Source organism: Streptomyces sp. NPDC058955 (assembly GCF_042741435.1).
In the GTDB taxonomy this organism is placed as follows: Bacteria; Actinomycetota; Actinomycetes; order Streptomycetales; family Streptomycetaceae; genus Streptomyces.
The window spans coordinates 7,032-22,275 of record NZ_JBHYKM010000124.1 but is presented as its reverse complement, the minus strand read 5'-3'; the positions used below and the strand labels follow the sequence as shown (position 1 = coordinate 22,275).

Below are 15,244 nucleotides of genomic sequence, written 5' to 3'. Positions count from 1 at the left end.
ACGGCTCGATCCGGTCCCACATCGCATCAGTGATTACTAACCGGACGGACACATCCGATCAACCGACCAGCCGATCAAAGAGACACGCTCTAGGCCCGGGGATCTAACCCTTCGGGAGTTCGGCGCGGCGGACCGCGCGGACCGCGAGGGCGTACACGCCGGACAGGGCGCAGACGGCGGCGCTGACGACGAAGACCGGGCCGGGGCCCCAGGCGCCGATGGCGGCGCCGGTGACCGGGTAGCTCAGCGGGGCGATGCCGAGGCTGCCGAGACTGGCGACGGCGCTCACCCGGCCGAGGTACGCGGGGTCGCACTCGGTCTGGATCAGGGCGTTGCACAGGGCGCCGGAGAGTCCGGCGAGCAGGCCGACGGAGAGGGCCACGGCGACGGCGAGGGCGAGCTGGGGCAGGAAGGCGAGGGCGCCGATCGACCCGGCGCCGATCATCATGGTCCAGCCCATGACGAGGCCGGTCCGGGGGACGTGGCCCCTGACGGTCAGCAGCAGGGAGGCGGCGCCCGCGCCGACGCCGAAGCCGGCGAGGACCCAGCCGATGCCGGAGGCGCCCCAGCCGCGCTGCTCGGAGAGGACGGCGAGGCCGACGTTGAGGGGGCCGACGAAGCCGAGGTCGGAGAGCAGGACGACGATCATCAGCGGGCCGAGCACCCGGTGGCCGCGGAGGTAGCGCAGGCCGTCGGCGAGGCCGCGCAGGGCGGTGCCGTCGCGGGCCTCCTCCTCCCGGGGCAGCGGGTGGAGCCTGAGCGCGGCGAGCAGGGGCAGGGAGAACGCGAAGAGCAGGCCGGCGATGCCGAAGGCGGTGGCGGTGCCGCCGACGGCGACGGCGAGGCCGCCGAGCGGGGAGCCGACGATGGCGCCCGTCCGGTAGGCGAGGCCGCGCATGCCCTGGACGCGGGCGAGCTGGTCGCGTGCGGCGATCCGGGGCGGCAGGGCACCGACGGCCGGCAGGAAGAGGGCGTCGACGGTGCCGAAGACGAGGGCGACGGCGGCGAGCGCCCAGAGGCCGGGCGAGGCGAGGAAGAGGGCGGCCGCGAGGCCGAGGGTGACCAGGCAGCGGACGGCGTCGGAGGCGATGACGACCCGGCGCGGGCCGAGCCGGTCGGCGATCACTCCGCCGAAGAGCATGAGCAGGGCGCGGGGCACGGCCGCGACGGCCATGACGAGCCCGGCCTGGGCGGGGGTGCCGCCGCTGACGGCGGACCAGGAGAGGGCCAGGTAGAAGACGCTGTCGCCGAGGGTGGAGGCGGTGTAGGCGCCGAGCCAGCGCAGGACCTGGGGGCTGCGGTGGGCGGGGGCGGCGGCCTCGGTGAGCGCGGTCACGGGCGGTAGGGGAAGCCGTGGAGGTGGACGGCGACGTTCTCGCGGCCCTCGGTGTCGCCGGCGGCCTCGGCGGCGCGGGCGGCCTGGTCGTACTTCCGGAGGACGGCCTCCAGCTCCGCGCCGAGGGCGGTGAGTTCGGCGGCGTTGAGCCGGGGCAGCCATTCGGAGCTGATCGAGGCGGAGCGCCACGCGTCGGACCAGGTGTGCCGCTCGTCGAGGAAGCGGGCGTACATCTCGGCGCGCTGCTCGCTGACGGTACGGCCGAAGGCGGCGCTGGCGGCGGCGAGCTCGGGGGCGTCCTTGACGTCCTCCTCGTGGATGCCGAACCCGTACGAGCTGGGCTGCCACCAGCGTTCGCGTCCGTCGGCGGACTGCGCCTCGGCCTCCTCGACGAGTCCGCCGTCGGCGAGCTTGCGCAGGTGGTAGCTGACGAGGGACACGGCCTCGTCGACCTGCTCGGCGAGCTGGGAGGCGGTCGCGGTGCGGGCGACGAAGAGGGCCCGGTAGAGGCGCATGCGCAGCGGGTGCGAGATGGCCTTGAGGGTGCCGAGGTCGGTGATCCGGCGGGTCTCGGAGGAGGTCATGTCCACGACCGTAGATGCGAAAGAAAACTTGCGCAACGAGAATTGCACAAATTCTCTTTCGCATCCGGACGGCAAAAAGGGCCCCCGAGGGGGCCCTTCCCACAAGCGGAACGAGACCTCAGCGGACCTCGTGCCCCGCCTCCCGCAGCGCTCCCTTGACCTCGCCGATCCGCAGATCGCCGAAGTGGAAGACCGAGGCGGCGAGCACCGCGTCCGCGCCGGCGGCGACGGCCGGGGCGAAGTCGCCGAGCTTGCCGGCGCCGCCTGAGGCGATCACCGGCACGGTCACGTGCGTGCGCACGGCCGCGATCATCTCGGTGTCGTAGCCGTCCTTGGTGCCGTCCGCGTCCATCGAGTTGAGCAGGATCTCCCCCGCGCCCAGCTCCGCGGCCCGGTGCGCCCACTCGACGGCGTCGATGCCGGTGCCCTTGCGGCCGCCGTGCGTGGTCACCTCGAAGGAGCCGGAGGCGGTGCGCCGGGCGTCGACCGACAGGACGAGGACCTGGCGGCCGAAGCGCTCGGCGATCTCCTGGATCAGCTCGGGGCGGGCGATGGCGGCGGTGTTGACGCCCACCTTGTCCGCGCCGGCCCGCAGCAGCTTGTCGACGTCGTCGGCCGAGCGGACGCCGCCGCCGACGGTGAGCGGGATGAAGACCTGCTCGGCGGTGCGGCGCACCACGTCGTAGGTGGTCTCCCGGTTGCCGGAGGAGGCGGTGATGTCGAGGAAGGTCAGCTCGTCGGCGCCCTCGGCGTCGTACAGCTTGGCCATCTCGACGGGGTCGCCCGCGTCCCGCAGGTTCTGGAAGTTGACGCCCTTGACGACCCGGCCGTTGTCCACGTCCAGGCAGGGGATCACTCGTACGGCGAGGCTCATGCCGCATCACTCCTGTACGCCTCGACCTCGACCTCGACCACCAGGCGGGGGTCGACGAAGCCGGAGACGATGATCATCGACGCGGCCGGACGGACCGCGTCGAACAGCTCCTTGTGGGCGCGGCCGACCTCGTCCACGTCCCGCGCGTGGGTGATGTACATGCGGGTGCGGACGACGTCCTCGGCGCCGAGGCCCAGCTGCTTCAGGGCGTCGAGGGCGACGTTGAAGGAGTTGACGGTCTGCTCGTACGGGCCGCCGTCGGCGATGGCCCCGTCGATCACCGACGTGCAGCCGGAGACGAGGACCGTGCCGTTGGGCAGCTCGACGGCACGGGAGTAGCCGAACTGCTCCTCCCACGGGGCGCCGGTGACGACCTTGCGCACGGAGTCGGTCATGCGGACGCCACCGCCTGAAGGGCCTCCTCCAGGGTGAACGCCTTGGCGTAGAGCGCCTTGCCGACGATCGCGCCCTCGACGCCCAGGTGCGTGAGCCCGGCCAGGGCGCGCAGGTCGTCCAGGGAGGAGACGCCGCCGGAGGCGACGACGGGCTTGTCGGTGGCCGCGCAGACGTTCCTCAGCAGCTCGACGTTGGGGCCGGTGAGGGTGCCGTCGCGGCCGATGTCGGTGACGACGTACCGGGCGCAGCCCTCGGAGTCGAGGCGGGCCAGCGTCTCGTAGAGGTCGCCGCCCTCGCTGGTCCAGCCGCGGCCCTTGAGGGTGGTGCCGCGCACGTCGAGGCCCACGGCGATCCTGTCGCCGTGCTCGGCGATGACCTTGGCGACCCACTCGGGGGTCTCCAGGGCGGCGGTGCCGAGGTTGACGCGGGTGCAGCCGGTGGCGAGGGCGGCGGCGAGCGAGGCGTCGTCGCGGATGCCGCCGGACAGCTCCACCTTGATGTCCATGGCCTCGGTGATCTGGCGGACCAGGTCGCGGTTGTCGCCGGTGCCGAAGGCGGCGTCCAGGTCGACGAGGTGGAGCCACTCGGCGCCGGAGCGCTGCCAGGAGAGGGCGGCCTCCAGCGGGGAGCCGTAGGAGGTCTCGGAGCCGGACTCGCCGTGGACGAGCCGGACGGCCTGGCCGTCGCGGACGTCGACGGCGGGGAGGAGTTCGAGAGTGCTCACAGGGTTCCGATCCAGTTGGTGAGGAGCTGGGCTCCGGCGTCGCCGGACTTCTCGGGGTGGAACTGGGTGGCCCACAGGGCCCCGTTCTCCACGGCGGCGGCGAAGGGCTCGCCGTGGGTGGCCCAGGTGACCTTGGGGGCGCGGATGTTCTTGTTGCCGACCTCCAGCGTCCACTCGCGCACCGCGTAGGAGTGCACGAAGTAGAAGCGGGCGTCGGCGTCCAGGCCGGCGAAGAGCTCGGTGTCCTCGGGCGCGTCGACCGTGTTCCAGCCCATGTGGGGCACGACGGGGGCGTTCAGCGGCTCGACCGTGCCGGGCCACTCGTCGAGGCCCTCGGTCTCGACGCCGTGCTCGATGCCGCGCTCGAAGAGGATCTGCATGCCGACGCAGATGCCCATGACGGGGCGGCCGCCGGAGAGCCGGCGGCCGACGATCCAGTCGCCGCGGGCCTCCTTGAGCCCCTGCATGCAGGCGGAGAAGGCGCCGACGCCGGGGACGAGGAGTCCGTCGGCGTTCATCGCCTTCTCGTAGTCGCGGGTGATCTCGACGTCCGCGCCGACCCGGGCGAGGGCGCGCTCGGCGGAGCGCACGTTGCCGAAGCCGTAGTCGAAGACGACGACCTTCTTGGGGGTGTTCACCGTCATGACCACACGTCCAGTCGCAGCACGCCGGCGGTCAGGCACATGGCGGCGCCGATGGAGAGCAGCACGATGAGGCCCTTGGGCATCTGCTGCTTGACGAAGGAGTAGATGCCGCCGAGCAGGAAGAGCCCGACGACGATCAGGATGGTGGAGAGACCGGTCACGGTTACAGCGCGCCCTTCGTGGACGGGAGGATTCCGGCGGCGCGCGGGTCGCGCTCGGAGGCGTAGCGGAGGGCGCGGGCGAGCGCCTTGAACTGGCACTCGACGATGTGGTGGGCGTTGCGTCCGTACGGCACGTGGACGTGGAGCGCGATCTGCGCCTGGGCCACGAAGGACTCCAGGATGTGGCGCGTCATGGTGGTGTCGTACGAGCCGATCATCGGCGCCATGTTCTCGGGCTCGGTGTGCACCAGGTAGGGGCGGCCGGAGAGGTCGACGGTGACCTGGGCGAGGGACTCGTCCAGCGGGACCGTGCAGTTGCCGAAGCGGTAGATGCCGACCTTGTCGCCGAGGGCCTGCTTGAAGGCGGCGCCGAGGGCGAGGGCGGTGTCCTCGATGGTGTGGTGCGAGTCGATGTGGAGGTCGCCGTCGGTCTTCACGGTGAGGTCGAACAGACCGTGGCGGCCGAGCTGGTCGAGCATGTGGTCGTAGAAGCCGACCCCGGTCGACACGTCGACCTTCCCGGTGCCGTCGAGGTCGATCTCGACGACGACGGACGTCTCCTTGGTGGTGCGCTCCACGCGGCCTACGCGGCTCATGCGTTCTGCTCCTTCTTCAGCTCACGAACCGCGTCGAGGAACGCGTCGTTCTCTTCGGGGGTGCCGGCGGTGACCCGCAGCCAGCCGGGTACGCCGTTGTCCCGGACCAGGACGCCCCGGTCGAGGATCTTCCGCCACGCCTCGTGGGAGCCGGCGGCTCCGTCGAAGCGTCCGAACTGGACGAAGTTGGCGTCGGACTCGGTGACCTCGTATCCGGCGGCCCGCAGTTCGGCGACGAGGCGGTCGCGCTCGGCCTTGAGCTGCTCGACGTACCCGAGGAGGGTGTCGGTGTGCTCCAGGGCGGCGAGCGCGGTCGCCTGGGTGACGGCGGAGAGGTGGTACGGCAGGCGGACCAGCTGGACGGCGTCGACCACCGCCGGGTGGGCGGCGAGGTAGCCGAGGCGGAGCCCGGCGGCGCCGAACGCCTTGGACATGGTCCGGGAGACCACCAGGTGCGGCCGGCCCTCCAGGAGGGGCAGCAGCGAGTCCCGGTGGCTGAATTCCACGTACGCCTCGTCCACCACGACCAGCGAGGGCTTGGCGGCCTGGGCGGCGTCGTACAGCCGCACCACGACCTCGGCCTCGACGGCCGTGCCGGTGGGGTTGTTGGGCGAGGTGACGAAGACGACGTCGGGCGCGTGCTCCGCGACGGCCGCCTCGGCGGCCTCGACGTCGATGGTGAAGTCCTCGTTGCGCGGGCCGGAGATCCAGCCGGTGCCGGTGCCGCGGGCGATCAGGGCGTGCATCGAGTACGAGGGCTCGAAGCCGATCGCGGTGCGGCCGGGTCCGCCGAAGGTCTGCAGCAGCTGCTGGAGGACCTCGTTGGAGCCGTTGGCGGCCCACACGTTCTCCCGGGAGACCGGGTGCTTTCCGGTACGGGTGAGGTAGCGGGCCAGCTCGGTGCGGAGCTCCACCGCGTCCCGGTCGGGGTAGCGGTTGAGGCCGCGGGCGGCCTCGGCGACCCGCTCCGCGATCCGGGCCACCAGGGGCTCGGGCAGCGGGTAGGGGTTCTCGTTGGTGTTCAGCTGGACGGGCACGTCGAGCTGGGGGGCGCCGTAGGGCGACTGGCCCTTCAGCTCCTCGCGGATCGGCAGGTCGTCGATGCCGATGGTGTCGTTCGTGTCGCGGGTGTCGCTCACTTGCTCTCGGGCACCTTCCAGCCGAACCTTGCCTTGATCGCGGCGCCGTGGGCCGGGAGGTCCTCGGCCTCGGCGAGGGTGACCACGTGGTGGGCCACGTCGGCCAGCGCGTCGCGCGTGTAGTCCACGATGTGCACGCCGCGCAGGAAGGACTGCACGGAGAGGCCCGAGGAGTGGCAGGCGCAGCCGCCGGTGGGCAGGACGTGGTTGGAGCCGGCGCAGTAGTCGCCGAGGGAGACCGGCGCCCAGGGGCCGACGAAGACCGCGCCCGCGTTGCGGACCCGGTCGGCGAGGGCGGCGGCGTCGGCGGTCTGGATCTCCAGGTGCTCGGCGCCGTAGGCGTCGACGACCTTGAGGCCGTCCTCCAGATCGGTGACGAGGACGATCGCGGACTGCTTTCCGGCCAGGGCCGGGGCGATCCGGTCCTCGACGTGCCGGGCGACGGCGACCTGGGCCTTCAGCTCGGCCTCGACGGCCCCGGCCAGCTCCGGGGAGTCGGTGACGAGGACGGAGGCGGCCATCGGGTCGTGCTCGGCCTGGCTGATGAGGTCGGCGGCGACGTGCACCGGGTCGGCGGTGGAGTCCGCGAGGACGGCGATCTCGGTCGGTCCGGCCTCGGCGTCGATGCCGATGCGGCCCTTGAGGAGGCGCTTGGCGGCGGCGACGTAGATGTTGCCGGGGCCGGTGACCAGGTTGACGGGCTCGCAGCCGGGCTCGTCGGCGGTGGAGGCGGTGCCGTACGCGAACATGGCGATGGCCTGGGCGCCACCGGCCGCGTACACCTCGTCGACGCCGAGCAGGGCGCAGGCGGCGAGGATCGTCGGGTGCGGCAGTCCGCCGAACTCCTTCTGCGGCGGGGAGGAGACGGCGATGCCCTCGACGCCGGCCTCCTGGGCCGGGACCACGTTCATCACGACGGAGGACGGGTAGACGGCGCGGCCGCCCGGCACGTACAGGCCGACGCGGTCGACGGGGATCCACTTCTCGGTGACCGTGCCGCCGGGCACCACCTGGGTGGTGTGGGTGGTGCGGCGCTGGTCGCGGTGGACCAGCCGGGCGCGCCGGATGGACTCCTCCAGGGCGGCGCGGACGGCCGGGTCGAGCTCGTCGAGGGCGCGGGCGATCGCCTCGGCGGGGACGCGCAGGCGGTCCAGGCGGACGCCGTCGAATTTCTCCCCGTAGTCGATCACCGCGGCCGCGCCATGATGCCGTACGTCCTCGCAGATCGGCCGCACCTTCTCCAGGGCGGCTTCCACGTCGAACTCGGCACGGGGCAGCAGGTCGCGCAGGGCGGAACCCTCGGGGAGGGCCTCGCCGCGCAGATCGATTCGAGAGATCACGGGTCAATTCTCTCAGACGGCCCTTCGGCCCGGACTCCCGTATCACTGGCTGATACTCGGCTTGCCGCACGTCGATACGCGCCCCAGTGGCGTCTCCTCGCCACTCCTGACCGTTAGCGTTCAGCCCGTCACAGTCCGGGAAGAACGACTGTACGAATCCACCATCCCCGGGAAGCGGAGTGGTGGGAGCGCATCGGGGAGAGCGAGGGGGCGGCAGTGACCGAGCCGCACGACGACGGGATGCCGGACGGTCTCACGAGCCCGGAGCGGGCCGTGTGGCTGGCGTTCCGGATCGGCAGGACCTGCGATCTGACGGAGGGGGTGGCGGAGCGGGACGACCCGTTCGGGGAGGTCCCGTGGGGGCCGGAGCGGAGCGTGCGCGCCGACGTGGTGGCGGCGCTGCTGCTCGACGGGCCGCCGGCCCGGCCGGGCCGGGTGACCGCGCTGAAGCTGCGCGGGGTGCGGATCACCGGTGTGCTGGACCTGGCCGGCGGGTCCATAGCGCCGTACGTGGAGCTGCACGGCTGCCGCTTCGACAACGAGGTGGTGCTGCCCGAGGCCCGGTTCGGCACCCTGCGGATGGTCGGCTGCGCGCTGCCCCGCCTGGAGGCGGCCCGGCTGCACACCGAGGGCGATCTGCACCTGCCGCGCTGCCGGGTGAGCCGGGGCATCCGGCTGACGGACGCCCAGATCGGCACGGACCTGCTGATCAACCAGATCCAGGTGTGGCCGGACGGGCGCGGCCGGGCGATCACGGCGGACGGCATGGTGGTGGCGCAGGACCTCCAGGCCGAGCTGGTCGAGACGCACGGCGAGTTCAGTCTGCGCGGGGCGAAGGTCGGGGTCTCGCTCAGCCTGCGCGGCAGCGTGCTCCGCTCGGACCGGGGCCGCCGCGCGCTGAACGCGCCGCAGCTGACCGTCGAGCGGACCCTCTACCTGAACGCGGCCTGGGTGTACGAGGGCGGCGGCCAGTCCACGGCCACCCCGCCGTACGGGGTGGCGCCGGTCCGGGACGCCCGGCGGAAGCCGGCCGAGTTCCACGGCGGGGTCCGGCTGGACGACGGCCGGTTCGGCGACGCGGTGGACCTGAACCACGCCCGCTTCCTGCTCAGCGGGGCGCGCCGGGAGGAGCTGTCGCTGCGCCGGATCGTCACCCCGGAGCTGAGGTTCAACGGGGAGCGCCCGGAGGAGGGCCGGGTGGTGCTGAACGGCGCGAAGGTGGTGACGCTGATCGACCTGTCCACCAGCTGGCCGGGCCCGGGCGGACTGGCGATGAGCGGGTTCGTCTACGAGAACCTGGTGCCGTACGGGCACTTCCCGCTGGCCCGGCGGATCGAGTGGGTGGCGGCGGCCACCCCGGAGTACGCGCCGGAGCCGTACGAGCGGCTCGCGACCGTGCTGCGCAACAGCGGAGAGGACGCGGACGCCCGGGAGGTGCTGCTCGCCAAGCAGCGGCGCAGACGGGAGACGCTGCCGGTCGCCGGGAAGCTGTGGGGGTACGTGCAGGACTGGACGGTGGCGTACGGCTACCGGCCGGGCCGGGCGGCGCTGTGGATGGCGGTGCTGTGGGCGGCGGGCACGCTGGCCTTCTCCCGGTACGAGCCGGTGCCGATCAAGGAGGGCGAGGGCCCGGCGTGGAACGGCACGCTGTACGCCCTGGACCTGCTGCTGCCGGTGATCACGCTCGGCCAGGACGGCTACTGGCGCCTGGAGGGCGGCTGGCAGTGGACGGCGGCGGTGCTGATCCTGCTCGGCTGGATCCTGGCGACGACGGTGGCGGCGGGCGCGACCCGGCTGCTGCGGCGCGGCTGACGGGGGCGCGCCGGGGTGCGTGACGGCCGGGGGGAGACCGGGTGAGATCCGGGTGAAGGGAGCCCTGCGCGGCGCGCCCGGTGGGTCCCCCGGTGGGAAGATACGTCCTGCCATGTCCTTCCTCCGCGCCCTGGTCGGCACCGTCCGTTCGGCCCGGCACGCCCCGCGCCTCGCCGCCGGGCTGACGCCGGACGACGACGTGTTGCTGGACGCTCCGGACGACCGGCTCGCCCCCGCGCTGGTGGCGGCCGCGCTCGGCGACCCCGAGCCGGCGGCGAAGCTGCTCGCCACCACCCGGGACGCCGGCGAGTGGGAGGACCGGGACCGTTACGTGGGGCGGCTCGCCGCCTTCGCGTACCACCGCGGCGAGTGGCTGGACCGGTGGGAGGCCGCCGCCCCGCGGGACGCCGACGCCCTGCTGGTGTCGGCGCAGCTCGCGGTCCGCCGGGCCTGGGAGTCGCCGGCCCGCGCCGAGCGGCTGCGCGAGCTGGACCCGCTGCTGCGGCCGCTCACCGAGGAGTCCGGGCGCGATCCGGTGCCGTGGCGGCTCGCGCTGGACCACGCGCGCGGGGCGCACGCGGGGCACGCGGTCTTCGAGCGGCTGTGGGAGCAGGCCCTGCTCCGCTCGCCGCACCACTACGGCTGCCACGTCGCCGCGCTGAAGTACCTGTCGGCGCAGTGGTACGGCTCGCACCGGGCGGCCTTCGACTTCGCGGAGCAGGCCGCCGACGACGCGGCGCCGGGCTCGCTGGTGCGGGCGCTGCCGGTGCGCGCCGCCTACGAGGGGCTGCGCCCGCTGCCCGGTGCGGGGCGGGCCCCGGCGGCCGGGCCGGTGGCGGACGGGGAGCGGATCGACCGGGCGGCGGACCGGGGCCGGGCGCTGTCGGCGGAGTTCGCGGCGGGCGACCCGTGGCCGGCCGAGGTGCGGAACCTGCTGGCGTACGTCCTGGTGGAGCGCGGGCGGTGGGCGGAGGCGCTGGCCGAGTTCGGCCGGACGGGGCCGTACGCGACCTCCTTCCCGTGGGCGGTAGGCGGTCACGATCCGCTGCGGCGGTTCCTGGCCACCCGGGACCGGACGCGGGCCGAGCTGGCGCGGCGGACTCCGCTGTGGGGACCCGCGCGCGCAATCCCCGGACGGAGCGGTCCGCGCGGCCATTAGGCTTGGCCGCTGTGACCACCGCTCGCCTGCCCCTCTTCCCGCTCAACGCGGTGCTGTTCCCGGGCCTCGTGCTGCCGCTCAACGTCTTCGAGGAGCGGTATCGCGCCATGATGCGCGCCCTGCTCGACATCGACGCCTCCGAGCCGCGGCGCTTCGCCGTGGTCGCGATCCGGGACGGGTACGAGGTCGCGCCGACCGCGCCCGGGATGCCGGACCCGACGGCGCTGCCGGAGAAGGGCCCGGCCGCGGGCTTCGGCCCCGACCCGCTGCGGAGCTTCCACCCGGTGGGCTGCGTCGCGGACGCGGCGAGCATCCGGCAGCGCGGGGACGGCTCGTACGAGGTGATGGTGACCGGCACCAGCCGGGTGCGGCTGCGCTCGGTGGACGCCAGCGGTCCGTTCCTGACGGCCGAGACCGAGGAGCTTCCGGAGGAGTCCGGCGAGGAGGCCGAGGCGCTGGCCGAGGGGGTGCTGCGGGCCTTCCGGGCGTACCAGAAGCGGCTGGCGGGGGCGCGGGAGCGGTCGCTGACGACCTCGGAGCTGCCCGACGACCCGTCGGTGGTGTCGTACCTGGTCGCGGCCGCGGCCATGGTGGACGTGCCGACGAAGCAGCGGCTCCTGGAGGCGCCGGACACCACGGTCCGGCTGCGCGAGGAGCTGGCGCTGCTGCGCGCGGAGACGGCGGTGCTGCGGCACCTCCCGTCGCTGCCGGCGGTGGAGCTGACCCAGGCGCCCACCTACCCGAACTGACGGACCGAGGGAACCGCGGAGGTCCCGGTGGCGAAGAAGAAGCAGAAGAACGGCGGAGGCACCCCGGCGACGGTGGCACTGGCCGCGGCCGGCACGGCGTACACGCTGCACGCGTACGAGCACGACCCGGCGACCCCGTCGTACGGCGAGGAGGCGGCCGAGGCGCTCGGCGTCACGCCCGACCGGGTCTTCAAGACGCTGGTGGCGGACGTCGACGGGGAGCTGACGGTGGCGGTGGTGCCGGTCGCCGGGCAGCTGGACCTGAAGGCGCTGGCGTCGGCGGTGGGCGGCAAGCGGGCGGCGATGGCGGACCCGGCGGCGGCCGAGCGGACGACCGGTTACGTCCGGGGCGGGATCTCCCCGCTGGGCCAGCGGAAGCGGCTGCGTACCGTCCTCGACTCCTCGGCGGCGGAGCACGGCACGATCTGCGTCTCGGCCGGCCGGCGGGGGCTGGAGGTCGAGCTCTCCCCCGCCGACCTGGCCGCGCTCACCTCGGCGGTGCTGGCCCCCATCGGCCGCGGCTGACCCGGGGCGCTCAGCGCTTGTACGGGTCCCAGGGGTGCTCCGGGTCGCGGGGGCCGAAGATCCCGGTCAGGACCAGGTGGACGATGGTGGCGGCGAGCGGCCAGGCCAGCATCGCGGCGGCGCCCATCTGGAGCTTCAGGGGGGCGTCGAAGACGACCTCGGGGCCGACGGCCTTGGCGTGGGCGACCACGTCGGCGGTCGGCCCCAGTTCCGTCCCCAGCCACCAGGCGAGCAGCGAGCCGAGGACGCCGCCGGCGGCGAGCCCCAGGACGAGCGGGACGCCGCCCTTGCGGCGGGCGAGGAAGACGACGAGCCCGGCGACCGCGCCGAAGGCGAGCGCGAGGAGGACGAAGGTGCCGTCGGCACCGATCGCGGCCTCCCCCTCGGAGTTCCGCAGATAGACGCCCTTGCCGTCGGAGATCAGCTGGACCGTGGGCGCGAGCCACACCCAGAGCACTCCGAGCACAGCTCCGGCGATCGCCGAGGCCGCCGTCACCACGAGTCCCTGGACGACCTCGGCACCGGTGATCGGGTCACCGGCCGGGCCCTGGTGGGGCGGGGGCGGCGGGGGCCACGCGGGATCGTTCGGCGGCTGCTGGGGAGGCGTCAGGGGTGCGGTCACCCCGCCATCGTGCCAGGTGTGCCCGTGGCCCGCCTCAGCGGACCGCGGCCCTGCGGTAGGCCCAGGTGGCGAGGGCCAGCGACAGGACGCCGACGACGCCGCAGACGGACAGGTCGACGGCGACGGCCGACCAGTCGGGGTGCCGGTCGAAGGCGCGGCCCAGCGCCTCGACGCCGTACGTGGAGGGCAGCAGGTCGCGGGCCCAGCCGATCGGCGCCGGCATCCGGTCGGCCGGCAGCACGCCGAGGAGCAGCGCGGCGGACATGCCGAGCTGGCCGAGGAGGGTGGCCAGTTCCTGGCGGGGGGCGAGCAGGCCGAGGGCGGCGCCGAGCCCGGCGAGGGCCGCGCCGGAGAGCGGCACGACGGCGGCGAGCAGCCACAGGTGGCCGAGCGGCAGGCCGAAGAGGACGGCTCCGGTGACGGCGGTGACCAGCGTGCCGGGGACGGTGAAGGAGGCGTACGCGCCGGCGGCGCCGAGCACCACGGCGGCGGGCGGCACCGGCAGGGTCGCGTAGTGGTCGAGGCCGCCGGAGGCGCGGAGCTGGCCGAAGTACTGGGCGAGCAGGTTGAGGGCGACGAAGGCGACGACGAGGACGGTGGAGCCGGCCACGACGGCGCGGGCCTCGGAGCCGCCGTCGACGACCCCGCGCATCAGGATCATGATCCCGATGGACTGGAAGGTGGCGACGAAGAGCAGCGGGATGCGGGCCACCCGGGCGCGGCTGAGCTGCGCCCGGTAGACGGCGGCGAGGGAGGGCAGCAGCCGGGCGGGCGGGGCGAGGGGCGCGGCCTCCTCGGCGTCCCGGGCCGGGGCGGCCGGCACGCCGGCCGTCAGGGCCTCGGCGGGCAGGGTGCTCAACGCGGACAGCTCCTGGGGGTGACGTGCGGTACGTGGGGGGTCACGCCGGGGGCGGGTGGGGCGGCGCTCATGCCTTCACCAGTCCTTCCCGGGCGGCGCCGCCGAGGGCGAGGTAGACGTCCTCCAGGCTGGGCGTGGCGAGGGTGAAGTCGTCGAGGGCGGCGAAGGCGGCGCCGCCGGTGACCGCGGCGACGGCGGCGCGGGCCTCGTCGGGGGCGAGCCGGAGGACCCAGCGGCGGCCGGTCTCCCGGGCGCGATCGCGCAGGGCGGCGACCTCGGGGAGGCCGAGCGGGGCGGACTCGCGCCAGAGCAGCTCGACGCGGACCTCGCCGGCGACGCGTTCCTTCAGTCCGGCGGGGGTGTCGCAGGCGATCACCCGGCCGCGGTCGAGGACGGCGACCCGGTCGAGGACGGTCTCGGCCTCGATGACGTTGTGGGTGACGAGGAGGACGGTGGTGCCGTGCTCGGCGCGGCGGCGGTCGACGGCGGACCAGACGGCGCGGCGGGCGACCGGGTCCATGCCGGTGGTGGGCTCGTCGAGGACGAGGACGGGCCGGTGGCCGACGAGGGCGGTGGCGAAGCAGGCGAGCCGGCGCTGGCCGCCGGAGAGCTTCTTGAGCGGGCGGCCGGCCAGCCCGGCGAGGCCCAGTTCGTCGAGGACCGCGTCCCGCTCGGCGCGGGCCCCGGCGGCGGTGAGGCCGCGCAGCCGGCCGGTGGTCTCGGCGGCGAGGGCGACGGTCAGCTCGTCGAGGGCGGTGGACTCCTGGCCGAGGTAGGCGAGGAGGCGGGCGGCGCGCTCGGGGTGGCGGACGAGGTCGTGGCCGAGCAGCGTGACGGAGCCGGAGTCGGGGCGCATCAGCCCGGTGAGCTGGCGGACCAGGGTGGACTTGCCGGCCCCGTTGGGTCCGAGCAGGCCGAAGATCTCGCCGCCGCGCACGTCGAGGCTGATCCCGTCGGTGGCCCGCACCTCGGGGGTCGCGGGCGCTCCGCGTCCGCCGCGCGTGGCGGGGTACGTCTTGACCAGATCCCGCACCGCGCACACCGTACTCACGGGGGAAGAGCCTACGGGGTCGCCGGTCCGGGTCCGGGCGCGGGGGCGTGTTCGGCGGCGGCGCGGACGTCGATCTCGCGCCAGAAGCCCGCGCGGATGGCGTACCGGTCGTGCTCGTCGATCTGGTCGTCCTTGTGGGCGAGGAGGCCGAACCGGGCGGCGTAGCGGAGGAGTTCCCCGTCGATGCGGTGCGGGATGCGGGGGTAGAGGACGGAGAGCCGCTGGACGTGGCTCTGCTCGGGGAGCCGTTCCAGCCACCGCCGGGCAAACACCTGTCCGACCTCGAAGGGGTCGCCGCCGACGGTGGTGATGTCCTCCTCGCGGTCGGCCCAGCGCTGCTCGGCGCTGGTGAGCTGGGCGAGGGTGGGCAGCGAGGCCGTCTCGGGCGGCTCGCCGAGGGCGGTCGGGGGCCGCTCGACCCAGCCCCGGTCGGAGGACCAGCGCAGGGCGCTGGCCGCCTGGGGCGCGGTGGGGTGCGGGGCGGGCGAGGGGGCGGCGGGGCGCAGCCCGGCGAGGTCCTTGGGGGTGGGGACGGTCCGGCCGGCGGCGGGGGCGGGGACGGCGGCGGGTCCGTGCCCGTCCGCGGTGGGGCCGGGGGCCCCGTCGGCCGGGCGCCCGTTGCGGGCCGCGGCGGCGTCAGCCCCTCACTTAAAAACAACTCCGACCCCACCAA

Annotated in this window: 17 protein-coding genes and 1 pseudogene; 4 read left to right on the top strand and 14 right to left on the bottom strand. The window is 74.4% G+C overall.

What is annotated here, in order from left to right; translation table 11 throughout:
* Window positions 1-103 precede the first annotated feature (103 nt).
* The 10 genes from ACFW1I_RS32435 to hisD all read right to left on the bottom strand — a co-directional run bounded on the left by ACFW1I_RS32435 (window position 104) and on the right by hisD (window position 7,794).
* Window positions 104-1,336: an MFS transporter gene (locus ACFW1I_RS32435; protein ID WP_384676657.1), complete on the bottom strand. Its 1,233-nt coding sequence runs from the start codon at window positions 1,334-1,336 to the stop codon at window positions 104-106.
* Window positions 1,333-1,920, bottom strand: a complete 588-nt coding sequence (locus ACFW1I_RS32430) for a helix-turn-helix domain-containing protein (RefSeq protein WP_384676655.1) — start codon at window positions 1,918-1,920, stop codon at window positions 1,333-1,335. Before ACFW1I_RS32430 ends, ACFW1I_RS32435 begins: the two co-directional genes overlap by 4 nt.
* A 118-nt stretch (window positions 1,921-2,038) precedes the next feature.
* On the bottom strand, window positions 2,039-2,794 hold the full coding sequence (gene hisF / locus ACFW1I_RS32425) for an imidazole glycerol phosphate synthase subunit HisF (protein WP_384676653.1): 756 nt from the start codon (window positions 2,792-2,794) through the stop codon (window positions 2,039-2,041).
* A complete protein-coding gene (locus ACFW1I_RS32420; protein ID WP_384676651.1) occupies window positions 2,791-3,189 on the bottom strand; it encodes a RidA family protein in 399 nt (132 codons plus the stop codon). Before ACFW1I_RS32420 ends, hisF begins: the two co-directional genes overlap by 4 nt.
* The gene (priA, locus tag ACFW1I_RS32415; RefSeq protein ID WP_384676649.1) at window positions 3,186-3,914 is read right to left on the bottom strand and encodes a bifunctional 1-(5-phosphoribosyl)-5-((5-phosphoribosylamino)methylideneamino)imidazole-4-carboxamide isomerase/phosphoribosylanthranilate isomerase PriA; all 729 of its coding nucleotides are present in this window, start codon (window positions 3,912-3,914) and stop codon (window positions 3,186-3,188) included. The genes ACFW1I_RS32420 and priA overlap by 4 nt, the downstream gene beginning before the upstream one ends.
* The gene (gene hisH / locus ACFW1I_RS32410) at window positions 3,911-4,558 is read right to left on the bottom strand and encodes an imidazole glycerol phosphate synthase subunit HisH (protein WP_384676647.1); all 648 of its coding nucleotides are present in this window, start codon (window positions 4,556-4,558) and stop codon (window positions 3,911-3,913) included. Before hisH ends, priA begins: the two co-directional genes overlap by 4 nt.
* Window positions 4,555-4,719: a hypothetical protein gene (locus ACFW1I_RS32405; protein WP_030748301.1), complete on the bottom strand. Its 165-nt coding sequence runs from the start codon at window positions 4,717-4,719 to the stop codon at window positions 4,555-4,557. Before ACFW1I_RS32405 ends, hisH begins: the two co-directional genes overlap by 4 nt.
* A gap of 2 nt (window positions 4,720-4,721) precedes the next feature.
* Entirely contained in the window at window positions 4,722-5,315 is a 594-nt protein-coding gene (gene hisB, locus ACFW1I_RS32400; RefSeq protein ID WP_030492957.1) for an imidazoleglycerol-phosphate dehydratase HisB, read from the bottom strand.
* Window positions 5,312-6,454 (bottom strand): histidinol-phosphate transaminase, encoded by a 1,143-nt coding sequence (locus ACFW1I_RS32395; RefSeq protein ID WP_384676645.1) that lies wholly within the window; start codon window positions 6,452-6,454, stop codon window positions 5,312-5,314. The genes hisB and ACFW1I_RS32395 overlap by 4 nt, the downstream gene beginning before the upstream one ends.
* Complete coding sequence (gene hisD / locus ACFW1I_RS32390) at window positions 6,451-7,794, bottom strand: histidinol dehydrogenase (RefSeq protein ID WP_384676643.1); 1,344 nt, start codon at window positions 7,792-7,794, stop codon at window positions 6,451-6,453. Before hisD ends, ACFW1I_RS32395 begins: the two co-directional genes overlap by 4 nt.
* A 216-nt stretch (window positions 7,795-8,010) precedes the next feature.
* On the opposite strand from hisD, the gene ACFW1I_RS32385 reads away from it, so the two are divergent.
* The 4 genes from ACFW1I_RS32385 (at window position 8,011) to ybaK (ending at window position 12,039) form a co-directional block, all read left to right on the top strand.
* Window positions 8,011-9,606, top strand: a complete 1,596-nt coding sequence (locus ACFW1I_RS32385) for an oxidoreductase (protein ID WP_384676641.1) — start codon at window positions 8,011-8,013, stop codon at window positions 9,604-9,606.
* Window positions 9,607-9,718: 112 nt separating this feature from the next.
* Window positions 9,719-10,765 (top strand): hypothetical protein, encoded by a 1,047-nt coding sequence (locus tag ACFW1I_RS32380; protein ID WP_384676639.1) that lies wholly within the window; start codon window positions 9,719-9,721, stop codon window positions 10,763-10,765.
* Window positions 10,766-10,776: 11 nt separating this feature from the next.
* The gene (locus ACFW1I_RS32375; protein WP_384676637.1) at window positions 10,777-11,514 is read left to right on the top strand and encodes an LON peptidase substrate-binding domain-containing protein; all 738 of its coding nucleotides are present in this window, start codon (window positions 10,777-10,779) and stop codon (window positions 11,512-11,514) included.
* Between the two features lie 27 nt (window positions 11,515-11,541).
* Window positions 11,542-12,039 (top strand): Cys-tRNA(Pro) deacylase, encoded by a 498-nt coding sequence (gene ybaK / locus ACFW1I_RS32370; protein WP_319013752.1) that lies wholly within the window; start codon window positions 11,542-11,544, stop codon window positions 12,037-12,039.
* Window positions 12,040-12,049: 10 nt separating this feature from the next.
* Here ybaK and ACFW1I_RS32365 read toward each other — a convergent pair whose 3' ends face one another.
* The 4 genes and pseudogenes from ACFW1I_RS32365 to ACFW1I_RS32350 form a co-directional block, all read right to left on the bottom strand.
* Window positions 12,050-12,661 carry a DUF2567 domain-containing protein gene (locus ACFW1I_RS32365; protein ID WP_384676635.1) on the bottom strand — a complete coding sequence of 204 codons (612 nt, stop codon included), beginning with the start codon at window positions 12,659-12,661 and terminating at the stop codon, window positions 12,050-12,052.
* Between the two features lie 34 nt (window positions 12,662-12,695).
* On the bottom strand, window positions 12,696-13,520 hold the full coding sequence (locus ACFW1I_RS32360; protein ID WP_384676633.1) for an ABC transporter permease: 825 nt from the start codon (window positions 13,518-13,520) through the stop codon (window positions 12,696-12,698).
* 67 nt (window positions 13,521-13,587) lie between these two features.
* Window positions 13,588-14,571 carry an ABC transporter ATP-binding protein gene (locus ACFW1I_RS32355; protein ID WP_384676631.1) on the bottom strand — a complete coding sequence of 328 codons (984 nt, stop codon included), beginning with the start codon at window positions 14,569-14,571 and terminating at the stop codon, window positions 13,588-13,590.
* 11 nt (window positions 14,572-14,582) lie between these two features.
* Window positions 14,583-15,244 (bottom strand): annotated as a pseudogene (locus ACFW1I_RS32350) (NYN domain-containing protein); the annotation flags it as partial.

Excerpts from the sequence above, each read along its gene's own strand:
- ACFW1I_RS32380 (WP_384676639.1), top strand. The coding sequence starts at position 9,719 with ATGTCCTTCCTCCGCGCCCTGGTCGGCACCGTCCGTTCGGCCCGGCAC.
- hisB (WP_030492957.1), bottom strand. The coding sequence starts at position 5,315 with ATGAGCCGCGTAGGCCGCGTGGAGCGCACCACCAAGGAGACGTCCGTC.
- hisF (WP_384676653.1), bottom strand. The coding sequence starts at position 2,794 with ATGAGCCTCGCCGTACGAGTGATCCCCTGCCTGGACGTGGACAACGGC.
- hisH (WP_384676647.1), bottom strand. The coding sequence starts at position 4,558 with ATGACGGTGAACACCCCCAAGAAGGTCGTCGTCTTCGACTACGGCTTC.
- ACFW1I_RS32420 (WP_384676651.1), bottom strand. The coding sequence starts at position 3,189 with ATGACCGACTCCGTGCGCAAGGTCGTCACCGGCGCCCCGTGGGAGGAG.
- ACFW1I_RS32430 (WP_384676655.1), bottom strand. The coding sequence starts at position 1,920 with ATGACCTCCTCCGAGACCCGCCGGATCACCGACCTCGGCACCCTCAAG.